The sequence below is a fragment of the Azotobacter beijerinckii genome, from assembly GCF_900110885.1.
Taxonomy (GTDB): Bacteria; Pseudomonadota; Gammaproteobacteria; order Pseudomonadales; family Pseudomonadaceae; genus Azotobacter; species Azotobacter beijerinckii.
The window spans coordinates 206762-224508 of the sequence record NZ_FOFJ01000001.1 but is presented as its reverse complement, the minus strand read 5'-3'; the positions used below and the strand labels follow the sequence as shown (position 1 = coordinate 224508).

The following is a 17747-nucleotide window of genomic DNA, read 5'->3' as shown; positions in this document are numbered from 1 at the left end:
CTTCGTCACCCACATCCGGCTTGGTCTTGAACCGCTCGGCCTCCAGGCGCTTGAGCCACAGACAGAAGCCGTTGCGATGCCAGTACAGAATTTTCACTTGGTTGCGTGTGCGATTGAGGAAGACGAACAACACAGGGTCGAACACCGCGACCTTGATATCCAACTCGACCAGGGCTGCCAGGCCATTGATGGATTTACGGAAATCGACCGGCTTGGGGTAGAGGTAAACAGCTTTGACGTTGGGGGCGGGACGCATCATGCGGGGCAAGTTCCAGAAGGAATCGGGAGCTCAGCATCAGATCTCAGGGCGCGGTTTCGAAGGTAGGGTTTATGGAGCGGTTACGGTCAGACGCTGGGGCCGGAACGGATGTTTTTCAATCTGGAGGAGGCCGTTGCACGCTACGAAGCCTTGTCGGCGTCAGTGAGTCCCTCGTAGTTCCGCAAAGCCTGTTGGGCGCTCTTGATCGGTCATGCAGCCGGCGGCCGGATGGCTCTCAGGGGGTTGGCTCCGTGTGCTATCGTCGCGTCCCGCTTTGCAAGCAGCTCTGGAACCCGCGATGAAATTTATCCACCAGCGCGAGCAACTGAACGAGGGCGATCTGGTCGTCATCGAAAGCTCGCAGCCGTGCAATATCCGCCTGATGAACGATGCGAATTTCCGCAGCTTCAAGAACGGTGGGCGGCATGGCTACCACGGCGGCGCCTTCGACCGTTTTCCGGCGAAGATCCGGGTGCCGAGCAGCGGCTTCTGGAACATCACCTTCGACACCGTGACTCGCCGGGCGATCAGCGTGACGCGCAAACCGAATCTGCAATACAAGATCAAGATCGTGCGGCGTTCGGGCTCGCCGACAGCCGATCGCTGAAGCTGCCAGGCTGCTATCGGTTGGCCCTTTTCGGGGCATGCCGAGGTGCAGATAGTCCGTAGATGCGCTCCCAGGCGGAGTAGCATGGGAGCACACATTTACACTGTCTATTGTTTATGCAGACTCCGTTGCCTTGTTTTGAAATATCAGGCTACTGTGGGCGCAGTCTTCACAAGCTAGGAAGTATTTATCCAGTTGCTTGGTCACGCGGGTCTTTTCGGAGTGACAGCGTGGACAGGATTTTTTCATTGGGGTATTGCCTTGGCAATGCCCGCATTTGACGTAATAGCCATATTTTCCCCACATGTCGGTAAGGGCGTCGCTTTTACCGCACTTCCGACAAGGCAGCGGCATTGGCGATAGGCTGAGGGTTGGCGGCTCGATTTGGGGGGCGGGGGGCGCCGCTTCGCATGGTGTGGAAACAACCGGCGATTGTACTGTTGGCGTGGCGAGTGTGTGGTCAGTTTGGGTATGATTTGCAGGTTGCTTTTCAAGAATAAAGCTTGAAAGTTGCTCCAAGGCTTTCTGTGTGTAGAGCGGCTGAGTAGTGACGAAGGAGTGCAGGAGCCCTTTTGTAGCACTAACTTCCTTTACTTTTATTGCAATGAACTCCGCTTTTATGACTTGCTCGGAGACTTTTTGGGGCATCCCTTCGCGGTGCAGGATAGCGTTACTGCTGACGGCGCATAGAACTTTCCATTCATAACCTACCACGCCCAATGTTCTGCCAAGCAACGGAATCTTGTCGAAAAAGGACTCGCGGTGGGTATTCAGCCAGTCACGCAGCAAGTCGGCCTGAATCTCTGCCTGGCGAATGGGGGAGGCCATACCCATCCACTGCTCTTTGTAACTCCGACTCCACTCGCCCTGGGCATTAACCTTCAACTCGCCACAGATGCTCTTGGATTCGATAATGAGGAATCCTTTGGGGTGCAATACGAGATGGTCGATCTGTGCCTTCTCGCCGGCGTGCTCGATACGAATGTCATTGAGCACGAGAACATCTTTCGCATCGGCAAACTCTCTGCGCAGGTAGTAGGCAACGTCTTTTTCGTGGTTATTACCGGCGGCTGCCTTTATATCCTGGCTTACAGCCGAGTCCTTTTCCTTCAAGATCACTGGCGATCTCCGTTCAGTCCAAACGAAAGGCCCGGGTACGGGCCTTTACCAATCCATCACCGATCAGGCGTCATACCCCAGGTTCGGCGCCAGCCACCTTTCGCTCACGCCCACATCCTGCCCCTTGCGCGCGCTGTAACTCTCCACCTGATCCTTCTCGACTTTGCCCACCGCGAAGTATTTCGCCTCTGGATGGGCGAAGTACCAGCCGCTGACGGCGGCGGCGGGGAACATGGCGTAGTGCTCGGTGAGAGTCACGCCGCTGGTGCCTTGCGGGTCGAGCAGTTGGAACAGGGTGCCCTTCTCGGTGTGGTCCGGGCAGGCCGGGTAGCCGGGGGCGGGGCGGATGCCCTTGTACTGCTCCTTGATCAGCTCCTCGTTGCTCAGCGCCTCGTCCTTGTCGTAGCCCCAGTAGTCCTTGCGCACGCGCTCGTGCAGCCATTCGGCGCAGGCTTCGGCGAGGCGGTCGGCCAGGGCCTTGACCATGATCGAGTTGTAGTCGTCGCCCTTGTCCTGGTAGGCCTTGGCCAGCTCTTCGGCGCCGATGCCGGCGGTGACGATGAAGCCACCGACGTAGTCGGTGACGCCCGAGTCCTTCGGCGCGACGAAGTCGGCCAGCGAGTAGTTGGGCTTGCCGTCGGGCTTGGCGGCCTGTTGGCGCAGGTGGTGCAGGGTGGTCAGTTTCTCGCCGTTGGCGCCGTAGACCTCCAGGTCGTCGTCCCGCACCTGGTTGGCCGGCCAGAAGCCGAACACCGCCTTGGCCTTGATCAGCCTCTCGTCGATCAGCTTCTTCAGCATGGCCTGGGCATCGGCGTACAGCGCGGTGGCCGCTTCGCCGACCACATCGTCGGTGAGGATGCGCGGGAACTTGCCGGCCAGGTCCCAGGACATGAAGAACGGCGTCCAGTCGATGTACTCGGCGAGCACGGCGAGGTCGATGTCCTCCAGTTCCCTGACGCCGGTGAAGGAGGGTGCCGTTGCCTGGTAGCCGGCCCAGTCGAACGGCGGCTTGTTGGCCACCGCCTTCTCGTAGCTCAGGCGCTCGGTGCGCGCGCTGCGGTTGGCGGTGCGTTCGCGCACCTCGGCGTATTCCGTCTTCAGCTTGGCCACGTAGTCGGGCTTCATTTCCTTGGACAGCAGGGTGGTGGCCACGCCGACGGCACGCGAGGCGTCGGTGACGTAGATCACCGCATCGTTGTTGTACTGCGGCTCGATCTTCACCGCGGTGTGCGCCTTGGAGGTGGTGGCGCCGCCGATCATCAAGGGCAGGCTGAAGCCCTGGCGCTGCATTTCCCTGGCGACGTGAACCATCTCGTCGAGCGACGGGGTGATCAGGCCGGACAGGCCGATGATGTCGCACTTCTCTTCCCTGGCGACCTGGAGGATCTTCTCCGCCGGCACCATCACGCCCAGATCGACGATATCGTAGCCGTTGCAGCCGAGCACCACGCCGACGATGTTCTTGCCGATGTCGTGGACATCGCCCTTCACGGTGGCCATGAGGATCTTGCCCTTGGCTTCCGGCTTGTCGCCCTTTTCCGCCTCGATGAACGGGATCAGGTGGGCCACCGCCTGCTTCATCACCCGGGCGGACTTGACCACCTGGGGCAGGAACATCTTGCCGGCGCCGAACAGGTCGCCGACCACGTTCATGCCGCTCATCAGCGGGCCTTCGATCACCTCGATGGGCCGCGCGCATTGCTGGCGGCACTCCTCGGTGTCCTCGACGATGAAGGCGGTGATGCCCTTGACCAGCGCGTGCTCTAGGCGTTTTCCAACCGGCAGGCTGCGCCATTCCTCGGTCTCGGCTTCCTTGACCGAGCCGTCGCCCTTGTACTGGTCGGCGATGGCCAGCAGCGCTTCGGTGGCGCCCTCATGGCGGTTGAGCACCACGTCCTCGACCTTCTCGCGCAGCTCCTTGGGGATCTCGTCGTAGATCTCCAGCTGGCCGGCGTTGACGATGCCCATGGTCAGGCCGTTCTTGATCGCGTGGTAGAGGAACACCGAGTGGATCGCCTCGCGCACCGGGTTGTTGCCGCGGAACGAGAAGGACACGTTGGACACGCCGCCCGAGGAGAGGGCATAGGGCAGGTTGTCGCGGATGTAGGCGCAGGCCTCGATGAAGTCGACCGCGTAGTTGTTGTGCTCGTCGATGCCGGTGGCCACGGCGAAGATGTTCGGGTCGAAGATGATGTCTTCCGGCGGGAAGCCGACTTCGTTGACCAGGATGTCGTAGCTGCGTTGGCAGATCTCGCGCTTGCGTGCGGCGGTGTCGGCCTGGCCGGCCTCGTCGAAGGCCATCACCACCACCGCGGCGCCGTAGCGCTTGCACAGGCGGGCGTGGTGCTTGAACGCCTCGACGCCTTCCTTCATGGAGATCGAGTTGACGATGCCCTTGCCCTGGATGCACTTGAGGCCGGCCTCGATCACCTCCCACTTGGAGGAGTCGATCATGATCGGCACGCGCGAGATGTCCGGCTCGCCGGCGATCAGGTTGAGGAAGGTGACCATCGCCGCCTTCGAATCGAGCATGCCCTCGTCCATGTTGATGTCGATCACCTGGGCGCCGGCTTCCACCTGCTGCAGGGCGACTTCGAGGGCCTCGGTGTAGTTCTCCTCGCGGATCAGCCGGGCGAACTTGGCACTGCCGGTGATGTTGGTGCGCTCGCCGACGTTCACGAACAGCGACCGGCGGTCGATGGTGAAGGGTTCCAGGCCGGACAGCCGGCAGGCCTTGGGAATGTCCGGAATGGCGCGCGGCGGGTACTTGGCGACCGCCTCGGCGATGGCCTTGATGTGCGGCGGGGTGGTGCCGCAGCAGCCGCCGACGATATTCAGGAAGCCCGAGGCGGCGAATTCCTCGACCACCGCGGCCATTTCCGCCGGTGTCTCGTCGTATTCGCCGAAGGCATTGGGCAGGCCGGCGTTGGGGTGGGCGGAGACGTTGGTCTCGGCCTTGGTGGCCAGCTCTTCCAGGTACGGGCGCAGGTCCTTGGCGCCGAGGGCGCAGTTCAGACCCACGGAAATCGGGTTGGCGTGGCGCACCGAGTTCCAGAACGCCTCGGTAGTCTGCCCGGAGAGGGTGCGCCCGGAAGCGTCGGTGATGGTCCCGGAGATCATGATCGGCAGCGTGACGCCATCCTCCTCGAATACCTGCTGCACGGCGAAGATCGCCGCCTTGGCGTTGAGGGTGTCGAAGATGGTCTCGATCAGGATCAGGTCCGCGCCGCCCTCGATCAGCCCGCGGGTGGCCTCGGTGTAGTTCTCCACCAGCTCGTCGAAGGTGACGTTGCGGTAGCCGGGGTTGTTGACGTCCGGGGAGATCGAGCAGGTGCGGCTGGTCGGGCCGATCACCCCGGCGACGAAGCGCGGTTTCTCGGGCGTTTCGGCGGTCTTGGCATCGGCCACCTGGCGGGCCAGGCGCGCGCCTTCCACGTTCAGCTCGTAGACCAGCGCCTCCATGCCGTAGTCGGCCTGGGACACGCGGGTGGCGTTGAAGGTGTTGGTCTCGAGGATGTCGGCGCCGGCGTCCAGGTAGGCCTTCTCGATGGCCTGGATCACGTCCGGGCGGGTCAGCAGCAGGAGGTCGTTGTTGCCCTTGACGTCCTGCGGCCAGTCGGCGAAGCGCGCGCCGCGGTAGTCCTCTTCCTGCAGCTTGTAGCTCTGGATCATGGTGCCCATGCCGCCGTCGAGGATCAGGATGCGTTCCTGGAGGGCGTGCTGGAGGGCCTGGAGACGGGCGGCGCGGTCGGACATGAAGGAAGTACCTGGGTCAAGCCTGGAAAGAGGGTGGCAGATAATAGCAAAGCTGCATGGCTTTCGAGGCGGGCAGGGGTTTGCATGAGCAGTGCTCATGATGGGAGCGGCGCCTGCCATGCCTGTGCCTTGTTGGGGCCAGCTGGCGGGCGATGCTCTTGGCAGAGCGCCGATCGCCAGCAGAGACTGGCCGCACCTTCCGCCGGCGAGGCCGGGGCCGCGCATCCCCATTTCTGGGGCATCCCACTCCCCGGCTTCGGGGGTGTTTCCCCGCGCAGGGAATCCCCGACGGCAGAGCCGTCCGCCTTGCCGGCAGATTTGCCGGAGAATCCCTGCAAAAAGCGCGGTAAATCCTCCGGATTCGGCGGGGGGCTATGCGCAGCTATCTGAAGTCGCTGGAGCGTTTCAGTGGCACGCCGGTTGCTGAGAGGCTTGGGCGCCCCCTGTATTGGCGTCCGTAACCGCCACCGAAGGTAAGCCACGATGAACAGGAACCGCATCATGGCCAGCCGTGCTTTCCGTCGAGACGACGACGCAGTCAGGTTTTTCGTTCGCCTTGGTGGGCTGCTCGCGCTGACCGCTGCAGCATTGCTGCCCCACCGACAGGCCGAGGCCGCGATCAGCTGTGCACGCACCCTGGTCGCCGACGTGGTGGCGCTCGACCAGCCGCTGATGTTCAACCGCCTCGGCGCGCAGAACGTCAACGGCATGATGTTCGCGCTGCGCCGGGATGTTCTCGACGAGAGCGGCAAGCCGCTGCACCAGGGCGGCTCGGCGCAGCCCGGCAGGGTCGCGCTGCGCCCGGACAAGCGGCCGCGGCCGCTGGTGCTGCGGGTCGCCGAAGGCGACTGCCTGAAGATCAACCTGCAGAACCTGCTGGCCGGGCAGGCCAATCCGCGCAATGCCGAGGAGCCCGAACTGCAGGTCGACGACCAGGTGCGCGGCCGGCAGATCGGTTTCAAGGTCAACGGCCTGCAGGCGGTGGGCGGCATCGGCGACATCGCCGCGAACAGCGGGCGTAACGGCAGCACCCTGCTGGCGCCGGGCGCGACGCGCAGCTACACCCTGTACGCCGAGCGCGAGGGCGTGTTCCTCGCCACCAGCGACGGCGCGACCTTCGGCGGCGAGGGCGCGGCCGGCAACGTTGGCAACGGTCTGTTCGCCCAGGTGGTGGTGGTGCCCAAGGGCGGGCGGATCTACCGCAACACGGTGACCGAGGAGGAACTGCGCCTGGCCACCACCGGCCGCACGCCGGCCGGCCAGCCGATCATCAATTACGAGGCGCGCTATCCCGATGCCGAGCCCTGGCGCCGCGAAGGCAAGGCCGGCGCGCCGATCCTCAACATGATCGACGGCAGCCAGATCGTCGCCAGCCACAGCGACGCCATCGTCATGGGGCCGAACGAGGACGGCAGCTTCCCGGCCTCCACCTATCCGCTGGAGCGGATCGGCCGGCGCAATCCGGCGCTGCCCAACCGGCTGGAGCCGTTCCGCGACTTCGCCGTCGCCTTCCAGGACGAGGCGGTGGCGGCCCAGGCCTTCCCCGGCTACTGGAGCGACCCGGTGTTCGGCCATGTGCTGGAGCCGGCCCGCGACGCCTTCATGATCAACTACGGCGCCAACGGCGTCGGTGCCGAGGTGCTCGCCAACCGCCTCGGCGTCGGGCCGATGCACGACTGCCTGGGCTGCCAGTACGAGGAGTTCTTCCTCAGCTCGCACGCGGTGGGCGACGCCGCCATGCTGGTGGACGTGCCGGCCAACGTCGGCCTCGAGTCCCTGCGGTCGGGGCAGACGCCGCCGGCCAATGCCACCGGAATCAAGGCCGGCATGGCGCTGTATCCGGCCGAGCCGTCGAACGTCAGCCACAGCTACATCGGCGACTTCGTCAAGTTCCGCAACACCCATGCCGGCCACGAGCAGCACGTCTTCCACCTGCACGGCCACCAGTGGCTGTACAACCCCAACGACGACAACTCCGACTACGTCGACGCCCAGGGCATCGGTCCGGGCGCGGGCTACACCTACGAAATCGCCTTCGGCGGTTCGGGCAACCGCAACCGGGTGGCGGGCGATGCGATCTTCCACTGCCACTTCTACCCGCACTTCGCCCAAGGCATGTGGAGCATGTGGCGGACGCACGACGTCTTCGAGGAGGGTACCCGGCTGGAGGTCAGCGAGGAGGGCCGGAACGGCTTCCACGATGAGCCCTTCGAGCTGCGCAGCGGCCTGCCGGCGGAGGGCGCGCGCGCCCTGCCGGACGGCGAGATCGTCGCCGGCACGCCGATCCCGGGCAAGGTCCGGGTGGTGGCGAAGATCGGCCATGGCCCATCCGACGATGACGATGACGACGAGGGCCGGGTCGTCGGCTCGGTCGCCCGGGTCGACCGCGGCGAGGCCAACCGCAACGCCGACGGCACCCTGAAGAACCCCGGCTTCCCGTTCTGGATCGCCGGCCTGGAGGACAGCGTCGGCCAGCGTCCGCCGACCCCGCCGCTGGACATGCTCGACCGTGCCAAGGCGCAGGCGCTGCGCGACAGCGGCAAGGCGCTGTGGGCCAACATCGACCCGGCCCAGGCCGGCGGCTGGAGCGGCGGCCTGCCGCGCGGCACCCTGGACGGCTGGTCGGCCGGCGGCGAGGCCCATGTCATCACCAGTGCCCTGGACTTCAGCAAGACCGTCGAGAAGGCCAGGCCGATCTACTTCCCCGAGGAGGGCACCGAGGTCGAACAGGCGGCCATGGCCTTCCATGCCAAGGGCGAGTACGCAAGCTATGCGGTGCTGCCCGGCGGCACCGTGCAGCAGAAGAACTTTCGCACCAACGGCGCGCTGCCGGTGGCCGGCGCTCCCTTCTTCGAGCCGTGCATGGACGACCGCCAGATGCGCCTGACCGCGTCGGCCGGCAGCGGGCGCTTCTTCGGCGCCTCCGGGCTGTCGTTTAGCGGCTCCTCGACCTTCACCGCCGACCGGCCGCGGGTCTACAAGGGCGCCAACATCCAGTTCGACGCGGTGTTCAACAAGGTCGGCTACCACTTCCCGCAGGCGCGCATCCTCACCCTGTGGGAAGACGCGGTGCCGACGATCGACAAGCGCAAGCCGCCGGAGCCTTTGGTGATGCGGATGAACACCTTCGACTGCACCATGTACCACCACACCAACCTGGTGCCGGCCTTCTACGAGCTGGACGACTATCAGGTGCGCACCCCGACCGACGTGATCGGCCAGCACATCCACCTGCCGAAGTGGGACCTGACCTCTGCCGACGGCTCGGCCAATGGCTGGAACTACGAGGACGGCGTGCTCTCGCCGGTCGCCGTGGTCGAGCGCATCCAGGCCATCCGCGCGTTCAACCGCTGCACCGCGGGCGATCCGCGCGACGGCACGCCGGTTGACCACCGGGTCGGCGAACCAGCGCTGCATCGTGGTCCGCGCGCCCACCCAGTCGGCACGCCCGAACTGGCCGAAATACGGGTGCGCCAGGGCCTGCGGACCAACACCCACGACGTCGACCGCGGCCTGGGCAACATCTTCACCCACGACCACCTCGGGCCGTCCACCCACCAGCAGGTCGGTCTTTACGCCACGGTGCTGACCGAGCCGGCCGGCTCGAGCTGGTACCACGCGGAAACCGGCGAGCCGCTCTACACCCGCGCCGACGGCGGGCCGACCTCCTGGCAGGCGGTGATCGCCACCGGCGACTACGACGGCGACGGCAAGAACGACAGCTTCCGCGAGTTCTTCCTGGAGTACAGCGACTTCCAGCACGCCTACGAGGCCGGCGTCTACGTCGGCGCCGGTCCCGACGGGGTGCCCGACCCGGCGGCCTATCCGGCGACGGTCGAGACCTTCCGCCAGGCCATCAACCCGCCGGTGCGTCGCAACGCCTCGACGCTGCTGGAGGCGGTGGTGGAACTCGCCGGCGGGCAGGCACCCGGTTGTCCGGCCCGTCCCTGCCCGCAGGCCATCTCGGTGGACGATCCGGGAATCTTCGTCGTCAACTACCGGCACGAGCCGCTGGCGCTGCGGGTGTTCGACCCCAACCGCCGCGGCCCGGACGGCAAGCCGGGGATGCAGGCCGAAGGGCTGGCCGGGGACCTGGCCCATGCCCTGCAGAGCCGCACCGACCGGATCATCGCGCCGCTCAACCTGGCGCCCTCGGCGATCCGCGAGGCCGAAGGGCCGGCCGGCAGCACCGCCTTCCCGCCGCACGTCAACGTGGCCGGCGACCTGCCGGGCGATCCTTTCACGCCGCTGCTGCGCAGCTATTCCGGCGACAACGTGCGGCTGCGGATGCATGCCGGCGGCCACGAGGAGGTGCACAACGTCACCCTGCACGGGGTGAAGTGGCTGCAGAACGGCACCGGCTACGGCAGCGGCTACGGGCGCAGTCCCAACTCGGGCTGGAAGGCCGCGCAGATGGTCAGCATCTCCGAGCAGTTCGGCTTCGTCGCGCCGGTGAGCATGATGTCCAGCGCCATCGCGGAAACCGGCGACTACCTGTACAGCATCAACGCCTCGCTGGAGGGCTACTGGAACGGCCTGTGGGGCGTGATGCGCAACTACACGGTCAGCCGCGGCGACCTCTATGCACTGCCGAACAACCCGCGACCGGTGGCGGCGCGCAACACCGCGGCCTTCGACGGGGTATGCCCGCGCGTCAGCCCCAATCCCACCGGCAACGGCAACCGGCCGACGCCCCTGCGCAGCTACGAGATCGTCGCGGCGCTGGCCAACGACATCCTCGGCAACCCCCTCGGGCTGACCATCGGCGATCCGCAGGGCGCCGGCCAGCACGTCGGCGCGCCGCTCAACCCGGCCGGCGGCACCCTGGTGTTCAACCCGCGGGCGACGACCATCGCGCAGACCACGGTGGTCGACGAGGAGACCGGCGAGAGCGAGACCCTCGGCGGCCAGTCCGGTCCGTTGCACGACCCCACCGCGATCCTCTACGTGCACAAGGCCGACCTCGATCCGAACACCGGCAAGCTCAAGGCCGGCGTTCCGGTCGAGCCGCTGGTGCTGCGTGCCGCGGCGGGCGACTGCATCGACATCACCCTGGAGAACCGCCTACCGGAGCAGATGCCCGACCTGCCGACCTACGCCATCCTGCCGGGCACGGCGAAGCGCGACCGCGCGGGCGCCGAGGGTTCGACCACCTTCAACAACAACCTGCTGCGTCCCTCCAGCCATGTCGGCCTGCACGCCCAGTTGCTGTCCTACGACGTGACCCAGTCGGACGGCTTCAACGTCGGCATCAACCCGGAGCAGACGGTTCCGCCGCGGGTCGCCGGAGGCGCCTACCCGAGCCGGACCTACCGCTTCTACGCCGGGCACCTGGAGCGCGAAGGCAAACCCTCCGAGAATGGCCAGCGCAACCTCGACAAGATCGACGCCACGGCCGTCGAGTTCGGCGGCCTCAACCTGCTGCCGGCGGACCCGATCAAGCAGGGCCAGAAGGGACTCGGCGGGGCGATGAGCGTGCTGCCGCTGGCCTCGACCTGGACCACGGATGCGGCGATGCGCGCGGCGGCCACGGTGACGCAGTCCGGGCAGGCCGACTACCGCGACTTCTCGCTGGTCTGGCAGAAGGGGCTGAACCTGCGCTGGGCGAACGGCCGGCCGGTGGAGAACATGGCTGCCGAGGGCTTCGGCGTGCCGGTCGATTCCGAGGACAACTCCGGCATGGCGATCAACTACAAGAGCGAGCCGCTCTGGTACCGCTTCGCCCAGGCGCCCGACGCGCCCTTCGGCCACGGCGGCTGGGGCGATCTTGCCAATGTCCACATGGCCTACGCCAACGATCTGGTCAATGGCGATCCGGTGACCCCGGTACTGACCGCCAGCCCCGGCCAGCCGCTGCGTGTGCATGTGACCATGCCCTCCGGCGGCAGCCGGGGCGCCACCTTCCAGCTCGACGGCCATCTGTTCCCGCAGGAGCCCTTCCTCGCGCAGTACACGGAGAACGGCTACCCGGCGAAGGACGCCGGCATCGGCTCGGTGCGCTTCGGCCTCAACCCGCTGACCCGCCATGCCGGGGCCCAGGAGAGCGTGCTGCCGGCGGCGCACTTCAACTTCCTCTACCCCAGCGCCGGCGGCGGCAACGCCGTGCCGGGCGACTACCTGTACAGGGACCAGGCGGCCTTCGGCAACGCCGGTGGGCTGTGGGGTCTCCTGCGGGTACAGCAGCAGGGCAGCCAGACGGCGACGGGCACCCAGACCAACGGCAATGGCAATGGAAAAGTGAAGTGACCGAGGGAGCGGACCGGCCTGCGTTCGAGCCGGTCCGCCCTGTACCTCGGGGCGTATGAGCCCTTCCCGGGTCGCAGCGGCAACCAGAACAAGAAGAGGGATACAGCCGTGAAAAACCTTCGCAGGGGACTGAGCCTGCTGCTCCTGCTCGGCCTGCCGCTCGGCGCCGGCATCTTCGCCGGCCGCCCGTCGGAATCCGCGGGCACGCGGGCCGACGGGCCGGCACTGTCCGAGGCTGCCGGCAGCGGCCGGCTGGTGCGCGACGGCATCGCCGTCGAGTTCGCGGTGCAACCCGTCGACGGCACCAAGCCGACCGAGGGGATGTTCGCCGACCTGCGCTTTCGCCTGAGAGGCTGTGAAAAATTCAAGCCGCTGCTGAGCCCCCTTCAAAACCCCCGCTAAAACGTTGCGCTACGTGAAAAGTGAGACTATTTGGTCCGCAAACTCTCCTGCATTTCACGTAGCACGCCGTTCTGAAGGTGGTTGGAGAGGTTCTCGCGGCGCTATTCGATTTTTTCACAACCTCTGAGCGATGCCGCCACTGGTCAGCCGCTCGCCGGCCAGGTGCCGGGCGCCTGGCTTGACCGGGCGCCCGCCGACGACGCCAAGGACGGGCCGGGCGCCTGCCGCAGCCGTATCGGCCTCTACCTCAAGGGGCTGCCGGGGGTACGCCCGCTGCTCGATCTGACCAGCTACTACCTGCTGATCCTCAACCAGGACCCGAGCATCACGGTGATCGACCCGCTGACCTCGGTGGGCGGAGTGACCAGCATGCTCACCCGCATTCCCCTCAAGCGTCCGCCGATGGACTGGGTGGCCAGCCCCGCCGAGCGGCGCCTGTACGTGTCGCTGCCGGAGGCCGGCGAAGTGGCGGTGATCGACGCCGAGCGCTTCCAGGTGATTGCCAGCGTCCCCGCCGGGCGCCGCCCGGTACGCCTGGCCCTGCAGCCCGACGGCCGCTACCTGTGGGTCGGCAACGATGCCGAGGCGGCAGCCGACAGCGGGGTGACGGTGATCGACACCCAGAGCCTCAAGCCGGTGCTGCAGGTGGCTACCGGCGGAGGGCACCACGAAATCGCCTTTGGCGCCGACTCCCGGCATGCCTTCGTCACCAGCCGCGAGGCCGGTACCCTGACGGTGTTCGACGTGGCGAGCCTGGGCAAGCTCCGCGAGATCCGCACCGGGCCGCATCCGCTCGGCGTGGCCCTGTCGCCGCTGTCCGGGGCGGTCTACGTCAGCGACGGCGAGGCCGGCACGGTCAGCGTGATCGACGCCGCCAGCCTGGAAACCCGCAAGACGATCCCGGTCGGGCGGGGCATCGGCCCGCTGGCGTTCGCCCCGGACGGCCGCTACGGCTTGGTCCTCAACACCCCGGAGAGCCGCGTGGCGGTGATCGATGCCGCCAGCGACGAGGTCGTGCATCGCCTGGAGGTCGCCGCCGAGCCCTACCAGATCGCCTTCACCCGCGCCTTCGCCTACGTGCGCGGGCTGGCTTCGCCGAGGGTCTCGATGATCGACCTGGCCTCGCTGGGCAAGGGGCGCGAGCCGGGCGTGCTGGGCTTCGAGGCGGGACCTGCGGCGCCCCGGCTGGCCGGCGACCTGCCGCTGGCGAGCGGTCTCGCCCCGGCCGGCGACGATGCCGCGCTGTTCGTGGTCAACCCGGTGGACAACACCGCCTACTTCTACATGGAGGGGATGAACGCACCGATGTCCGGCTACCTCAACCGGGGACACACGGCCCGCGCGGCGACCGTCGTCCAGCGCAGCCTGCGCGAGCTGGAGCCGGGGCTGTTCGGTGCGCGGGTCCGGCTGCCGGCCTCCGGCCGCCTCGACGTCGCCTTCCTGCTCAATCAGCCGCAGATCGCCCACTGCTTCGGCCTGGAGGTGCAGGCCAACCCCGTCCTGCAGCGCCGGCGGGCGAGGCTGCAGGTGCAATACCTGGTCGCCGGGGCGCCCCTCGCGCTGCGCTTTCGCCTGTTGACGGGCGACGAGGCGCCCCAGGCCGGCGTGCGGGACCTGCGCGTGCGCTACTTCCTCGCCCCGTCCTCGCGGCCCCGGGAAGTCGCGGCGCGGGAGGTCGGCGAGGGGATCTACGAGGTGCCGGTCGAGCTGGAGCAGGTCGGCGCCTACTACCTGCATGTGGGGGCGGCGTCGCTCGGGCTGAAGTTCGGCGATCTGCCCTATCTCGGCCTGCGGGCCGTGCCTGCCGAAAGCGGCCTGGCCGCGGGAGGGCACTGATCATGGGACGACTCCATCCCAGCCTGGCCGGGGTGCTCTGCGTCCTGGGGCTGACGGCCGGTGCGCTGCCGGTCGGCGCGGCGGAAGAACATACCGGCCACCCGATTTCGCAAGCCCGGGCGGAGGGCGCCGAGGTGCGCTTCGCCGACGTGCCGCTGACCGACCAGCACGGCCGCGAGCTGCGCCTGGCGGACGCGGTGGGCGAACGCATCGTGGTGATGGGCTTCGTCTACACCAGCTGCACCACGGTCTGCCCGGTGATCTCGGCGATCATGCAGAAGGTCCAGGTGCAGCTCGGCGAGCGGGTCGGCGCCGAGGTGGGCCTGCTGTCGATCAGCGTCGATCCGCTGCGCGACAGTCCGGCGCGGCTGCTGGAGTATTCCCGCGCTTACCAGGCCGGCCCCGGCTGGCGCTGGCTGACCGGGCAGGCCGCCGCGGTGGACGAAACCCTCAGGGGCCTCGGCGTCTGGTCGGCGGATTACGCCAGCCATCCGCCGATCCTGCTGGTCGGCGACGGGCGCAGCGGCCAGTGGACGCGCTACTACGGGTTCACCGATCCGGCGGTGCTGGTCGGGCGGGTCGAGGCGCTCGCCGAAGCGCGCCAGCATGCCGGGCACGGGCATATCGCCCGGCGGGACGCAGCGCCGGAGGGCCGGCCATGAAGGCCTTGCGCTGGATAGCCCTGGCGCTGCTTGCCGCAAGCGTACAGGCCCACGAGGGCCACGCCCCGGCCGCCGGAGCGACGGCGCAGGACGTGAAGGGCGGCATCCCGGATGCGCGCAGCTACTTCACCGACACGCCTTTGCTCGACCAGGACGGCCGCGAGCGGCGCTTCTACAGCGACGTGCTGGCCGGGCGGGTGGTGCTGCTCAACGTGATCTACACCCGGTGCAAGGATGCCTGCCCGCTGATCACCCGCAAGCTCCGCGAGGTGCGCACGGCCCTCGGCGAGCAGGCTGGCCGGGTGTATTTCGTCTCCCTCAGCAGCGACCCCGAGCACGACTCGCCCGAGGCGCTCAAGGCCTTCGCCCGCCAGCAGGGCGCGGACGATCCCAACTGGATCTTTCTCACCGGCGACAAGGCCAACCTGGAGCGGGTTCTTGCCCGGCTCGGCCAGCTTTCGCAGAGTCCCGAGGCGCATTCGACCCTGCTGATCGCCGGCGACGTGCCGAACAAGCGCTGGAGCAAGATCCGCCCGGACGCCCCGCCCGCGGCCATCGCCCAGCGCCTGCAGCTGCTCGCCGAGCCGTTGGTCGGGCGCTGATGGGCGCGCGGGCCGCTCCGGACGCTCGGCATCCGGTGGCAGCGAAGTCGCGGACGCGAAGGGTTCACTCCCCGGTTCCCATGCCGGAGCGCGGGAAGCATCGCCTGCATCGCTGGCGGGTCTGGCTGCTCGCCGCACTGCTCGGCTGGGCAGGGCTGGTCGGGGCGCTCGAGCTGACGGCCGAGGAGGCTGCCGGGCGGCGGCTCTACCGGGAGGGGGTCGGCGCCGGCGAGACCCCGGTCGAGGCGCGCCTCGGCCCGGCCGGCACGTCGCTGCCGGCCAGCGCGGTGCCCTGTGCCGGCTGCCACGGCCGCGACGGGCGCGGTCGCCCGGAGGGCGGAATACGGCCGCCGGAGATCACCTGGCGGCACCTGACCTCGGCTCGTTCCGCCTACGACGAGGCGAGCCTGGCCCGGGCGCTGGGCGAGGGGATCGATCCGGCCGGCGAGCGCCTGGACCCGGCGATGCCGCGCTTCGTCATGAGCTGGCGCGACCTGGCCAATCTCGGCGCCTATCTCAAGCGCCTCGAGGAGGACCGCGACCCCGGCCTGCACGAGGCGCGGCTGCGTCTCGGCACCTTGCTGCCGTCCGCCGGTCCGCTCGCCGCGGCGGGCCGGACCGTCGGCGCGCTGCTGCAGGCGGCGCTCGACGAATTCAACCGGGCCGGCGGCGTCCACGGCCGCCAACTGGAGCTGGTGATCGCCGATCCCGGCCCCGACCGCGCCTCGGCCGAGGCGGCGCTGGCCGGGTTGGTCGAGGGCGGCGATGTCTTCGCCCTGCTCGCGCCCCTGGCGCCGGCGCTGGCGGAGCGCTATGGCGAGCTGCTGGCACCGGGCGGGATGCCACTGGTCGGGCCGCTGCCGGGACCGGGCGGGGAGGCCAGCCGGCTGGTCTTCGCACCGTTGCCGGGGCCGGGCGAGCAGCTCTCCGCCCTCGCCGAGTTCGCCGCCGGCGAGTCGGCGCCGGGCGAAACCCCGGCGCTGATCGTCTACCCGCCGGAGGCCGCCCGGCAGGCCGAGGCGCTGGCGACCCGCCTGCGGGCGCGCGGCTGGCAGCGACTCGGCCTGCTCGGCTACGGCGCGCCGGCGCCGAGCGGCGCGAAACCGCTGGCGGCGGACCTGCAGGCGCTGTTCTTCCTCGGCTCCGGGGAGGCGCTGGTCGCCCTGGGCACGGCGCTGGATGGGGCCGGGCTGGCGCCCCGCCTGTACGCCAGCGCCCAGCAGGTGGCCGGCGCAGCACTGCGCCTGCCGCCGGCCTTTTCCGGACGGCTGTTCCTCGCCTATCCGCTGCTGCCGGCGGACGTCACGCCCGCCGGTGCGCAGGCGCTCGAAACCCTGCGCCGGCGCGCCGGTCTGGACGAGCACCAGCCGGCGCTGCAGATCGGCGCCTACAGTGCGGCGCTGCTGCTCGCCGAAGGCCTCAAGCGCGCCGGCCGCGACGCCAGCCGGGAACGCCTGGTGAGCGAGCTGGAGAACCTGCACGCCCTGCAGACCGGAGTGACCCCGCCCCTGGGCTTCGGGCCAGGACGGCGGGTGGGGGCGGCGGGGCGCACATCGTCGGCGTGGACCTGGCGGCGGGGTGCTTCGTCCCCACCGGGCGCTATGTCGAGGCGGCCCCGTGAGCGGCCGGCGATCCTCCCCGGTTTGGGGGCGGCGGGCCGGAGGCGGGTGGGGTTTTCCCCGAAACTGGGGAACCGAGCGTTCTAGAGAACTCTGAAAAATCAGCTGGATAGCGATATGCAGGGAGCTGGCCCGAGCCGTGCATCTGCCAAGCCGAGCGTTCGTTTTCACGCTTTGGGGATGGTGCAGGTTTCAGGAGCGGAGGGGCAGCCGTCGTGGCGATCAGGAAAGTCTTGCTTGTCGAGGACGAGCCGATCCTTGCGGAAAATCTCCAGGCCTATCTCGAAACGAGGCGCTGCGAGGTGCGCAGGGCCCGTGACGGAGCCGGTGCCCTCCTGCTGGCGGCGAACTTCGGGCCGGACATCCTGGTGCTCGACTACCGGCTGCCGGACATGGACGCCTTCCAGGTGCTCGATGCCCTGCGCGGTCGCTACGACGGCGAGCGGGTGCTGATGACCGGCCATCCGAGCGGGGAGATCTGCGAGGGCGCGGCGCGCCGCGGCATCGTCCATATCCTGCTCAAGCCCTTTCCGCTGGCGGATCTGGCCCGGGTGGTGTGCAAGCCGCAGGTCCTGGGCCGGGTGCGCAGCGAGTAGCGGAGCCCGCCCGGGGCGGGCGATTGCGTTGGACGAGGGGAGG

11 protein-coding genes are annotated in these 17747 nt (G+C 68.2%); 8 read left to right on the top strand and 3 right to left on the bottom strand.

The features are described from left to right. Positions 1-259: IS66 family insertion sequence element accessory protein TnpB (gene tnpB, locus BMY22_RS00960; RefSeq protein WP_143068435.1), on the bottom strand; the 259-nt coding region annotated here is incomplete at its 3' end. Between the two features lie 298 nt (positions 260-557). Between tnpB and BMY22_RS00955 the strand changes: the two genes are divergently transcribed. After that, on the top strand, positions 558-866 hold the full coding sequence (locus tag BMY22_RS00955) for a DUF1883 domain-containing protein (protein WP_090618833.1): 309 nt from the start codon (positions 558-560) through the stop codon (positions 864-866). 114 nt (positions 867-980) lie between these two features. On the opposite strand, the gene BMY22_RS00950 is transcribed toward BMY22_RS00955, so the two are convergent. Both BMY22_RS00950 and metH read right to left on the bottom strand, forming a co-directional pair. Further along, positions 981-1985, bottom strand: a complete 1005-nt coding sequence (locus tag BMY22_RS00950) for a nuclease-related domain-containing protein (protein WP_090618831.1) — start codon at positions 1983-1985, stop codon at positions 981-983. A 63-nt stretch (positions 1986-2048) separates the two neighbouring features. After that, positions 2049-5741: a methionine synthase gene (gene metH / locus BMY22_RS00945; RefSeq protein ID WP_090618830.1), complete on the bottom strand. Its 3693-nt coding sequence runs from the start codon at positions 5739-5741 to the stop codon at positions 2049-2051. 501 nt (positions 5742-6242) lie between these two features. Between metH and mnxG the strand changes: the two genes are divergently transcribed. The 7 genes from mnxG to BMY22_RS00910 all read left to right on the top strand — a co-directional run bounded on the left by mnxG (position 6243) and on the right by BMY22_RS00910 (position 17704). Continuing rightward, entirely contained in the window at positions 6243-11987 is a 5745-nt protein-coding gene (mnxG, locus tag BMY22_RS00940) for a manganese-oxidizing multicopper oxidase MnxG (RefSeq protein ID WP_244158759.1), read from the top strand. A 108-nt stretch (positions 11988-12095) separates the two neighbouring features. Next, on the top strand, positions 12096-12389 hold the full coding sequence (locus BMY22_RS00935; RefSeq protein ID WP_090618828.1) for a hypothetical protein: 294 nt from the start codon (positions 12096-12098) through the stop codon (positions 12387-12389). An 81-nt stretch (positions 12390-12470) separates the two neighbouring features. Continuing rightward, positions 12471-14225 carry a cytochrome D1 domain-containing protein gene (locus tag BMY22_RS00930; protein WP_090618827.1) on the top strand — a complete coding sequence of 585 codons (1755 nt, stop codon included), beginning with the start codon at positions 12471-12473 and terminating at the stop codon, positions 14223-14225. Positions 14226-14227: 2 nt separating this feature from the next. Then, positions 14228-14887: an SCO family protein gene (locus BMY22_RS00925; RefSeq protein ID WP_090618825.1), complete on the top strand. Its 660-nt coding sequence runs from the start codon at positions 14228-14230 to the stop codon at positions 14885-14887. Continuing rightward, positions 14884-15489: an SCO family protein gene (locus tag BMY22_RS00920; protein ID WP_090618824.1), complete on the top strand. Its 606-nt coding sequence runs from the start codon at positions 14884-14886 to the stop codon at positions 15487-15489. Before BMY22_RS00925 ends, BMY22_RS00920 begins: the two co-directional genes overlap by 4 nt. Before the next feature lie 80 nt (positions 15490-15569). Further along, a complete protein-coding gene (locus tag BMY22_RS00915) occupies positions 15570-17195 on the top strand; it encodes an ABC transporter substrate-binding protein (protein ID WP_341865003.1) in 1626 nt (541 codons plus the stop codon). 128 nt (positions 17196-17323) lie between these two features. Further along, a complete protein-coding gene (locus BMY22_RS00910; RefSeq protein ID WP_090618822.1) occupies positions 17324-17704 on the top strand; it encodes a response regulator in 381 nt (126 codons plus the stop codon). Positions 17705-17747: the final 43 nt, after the last annotated feature.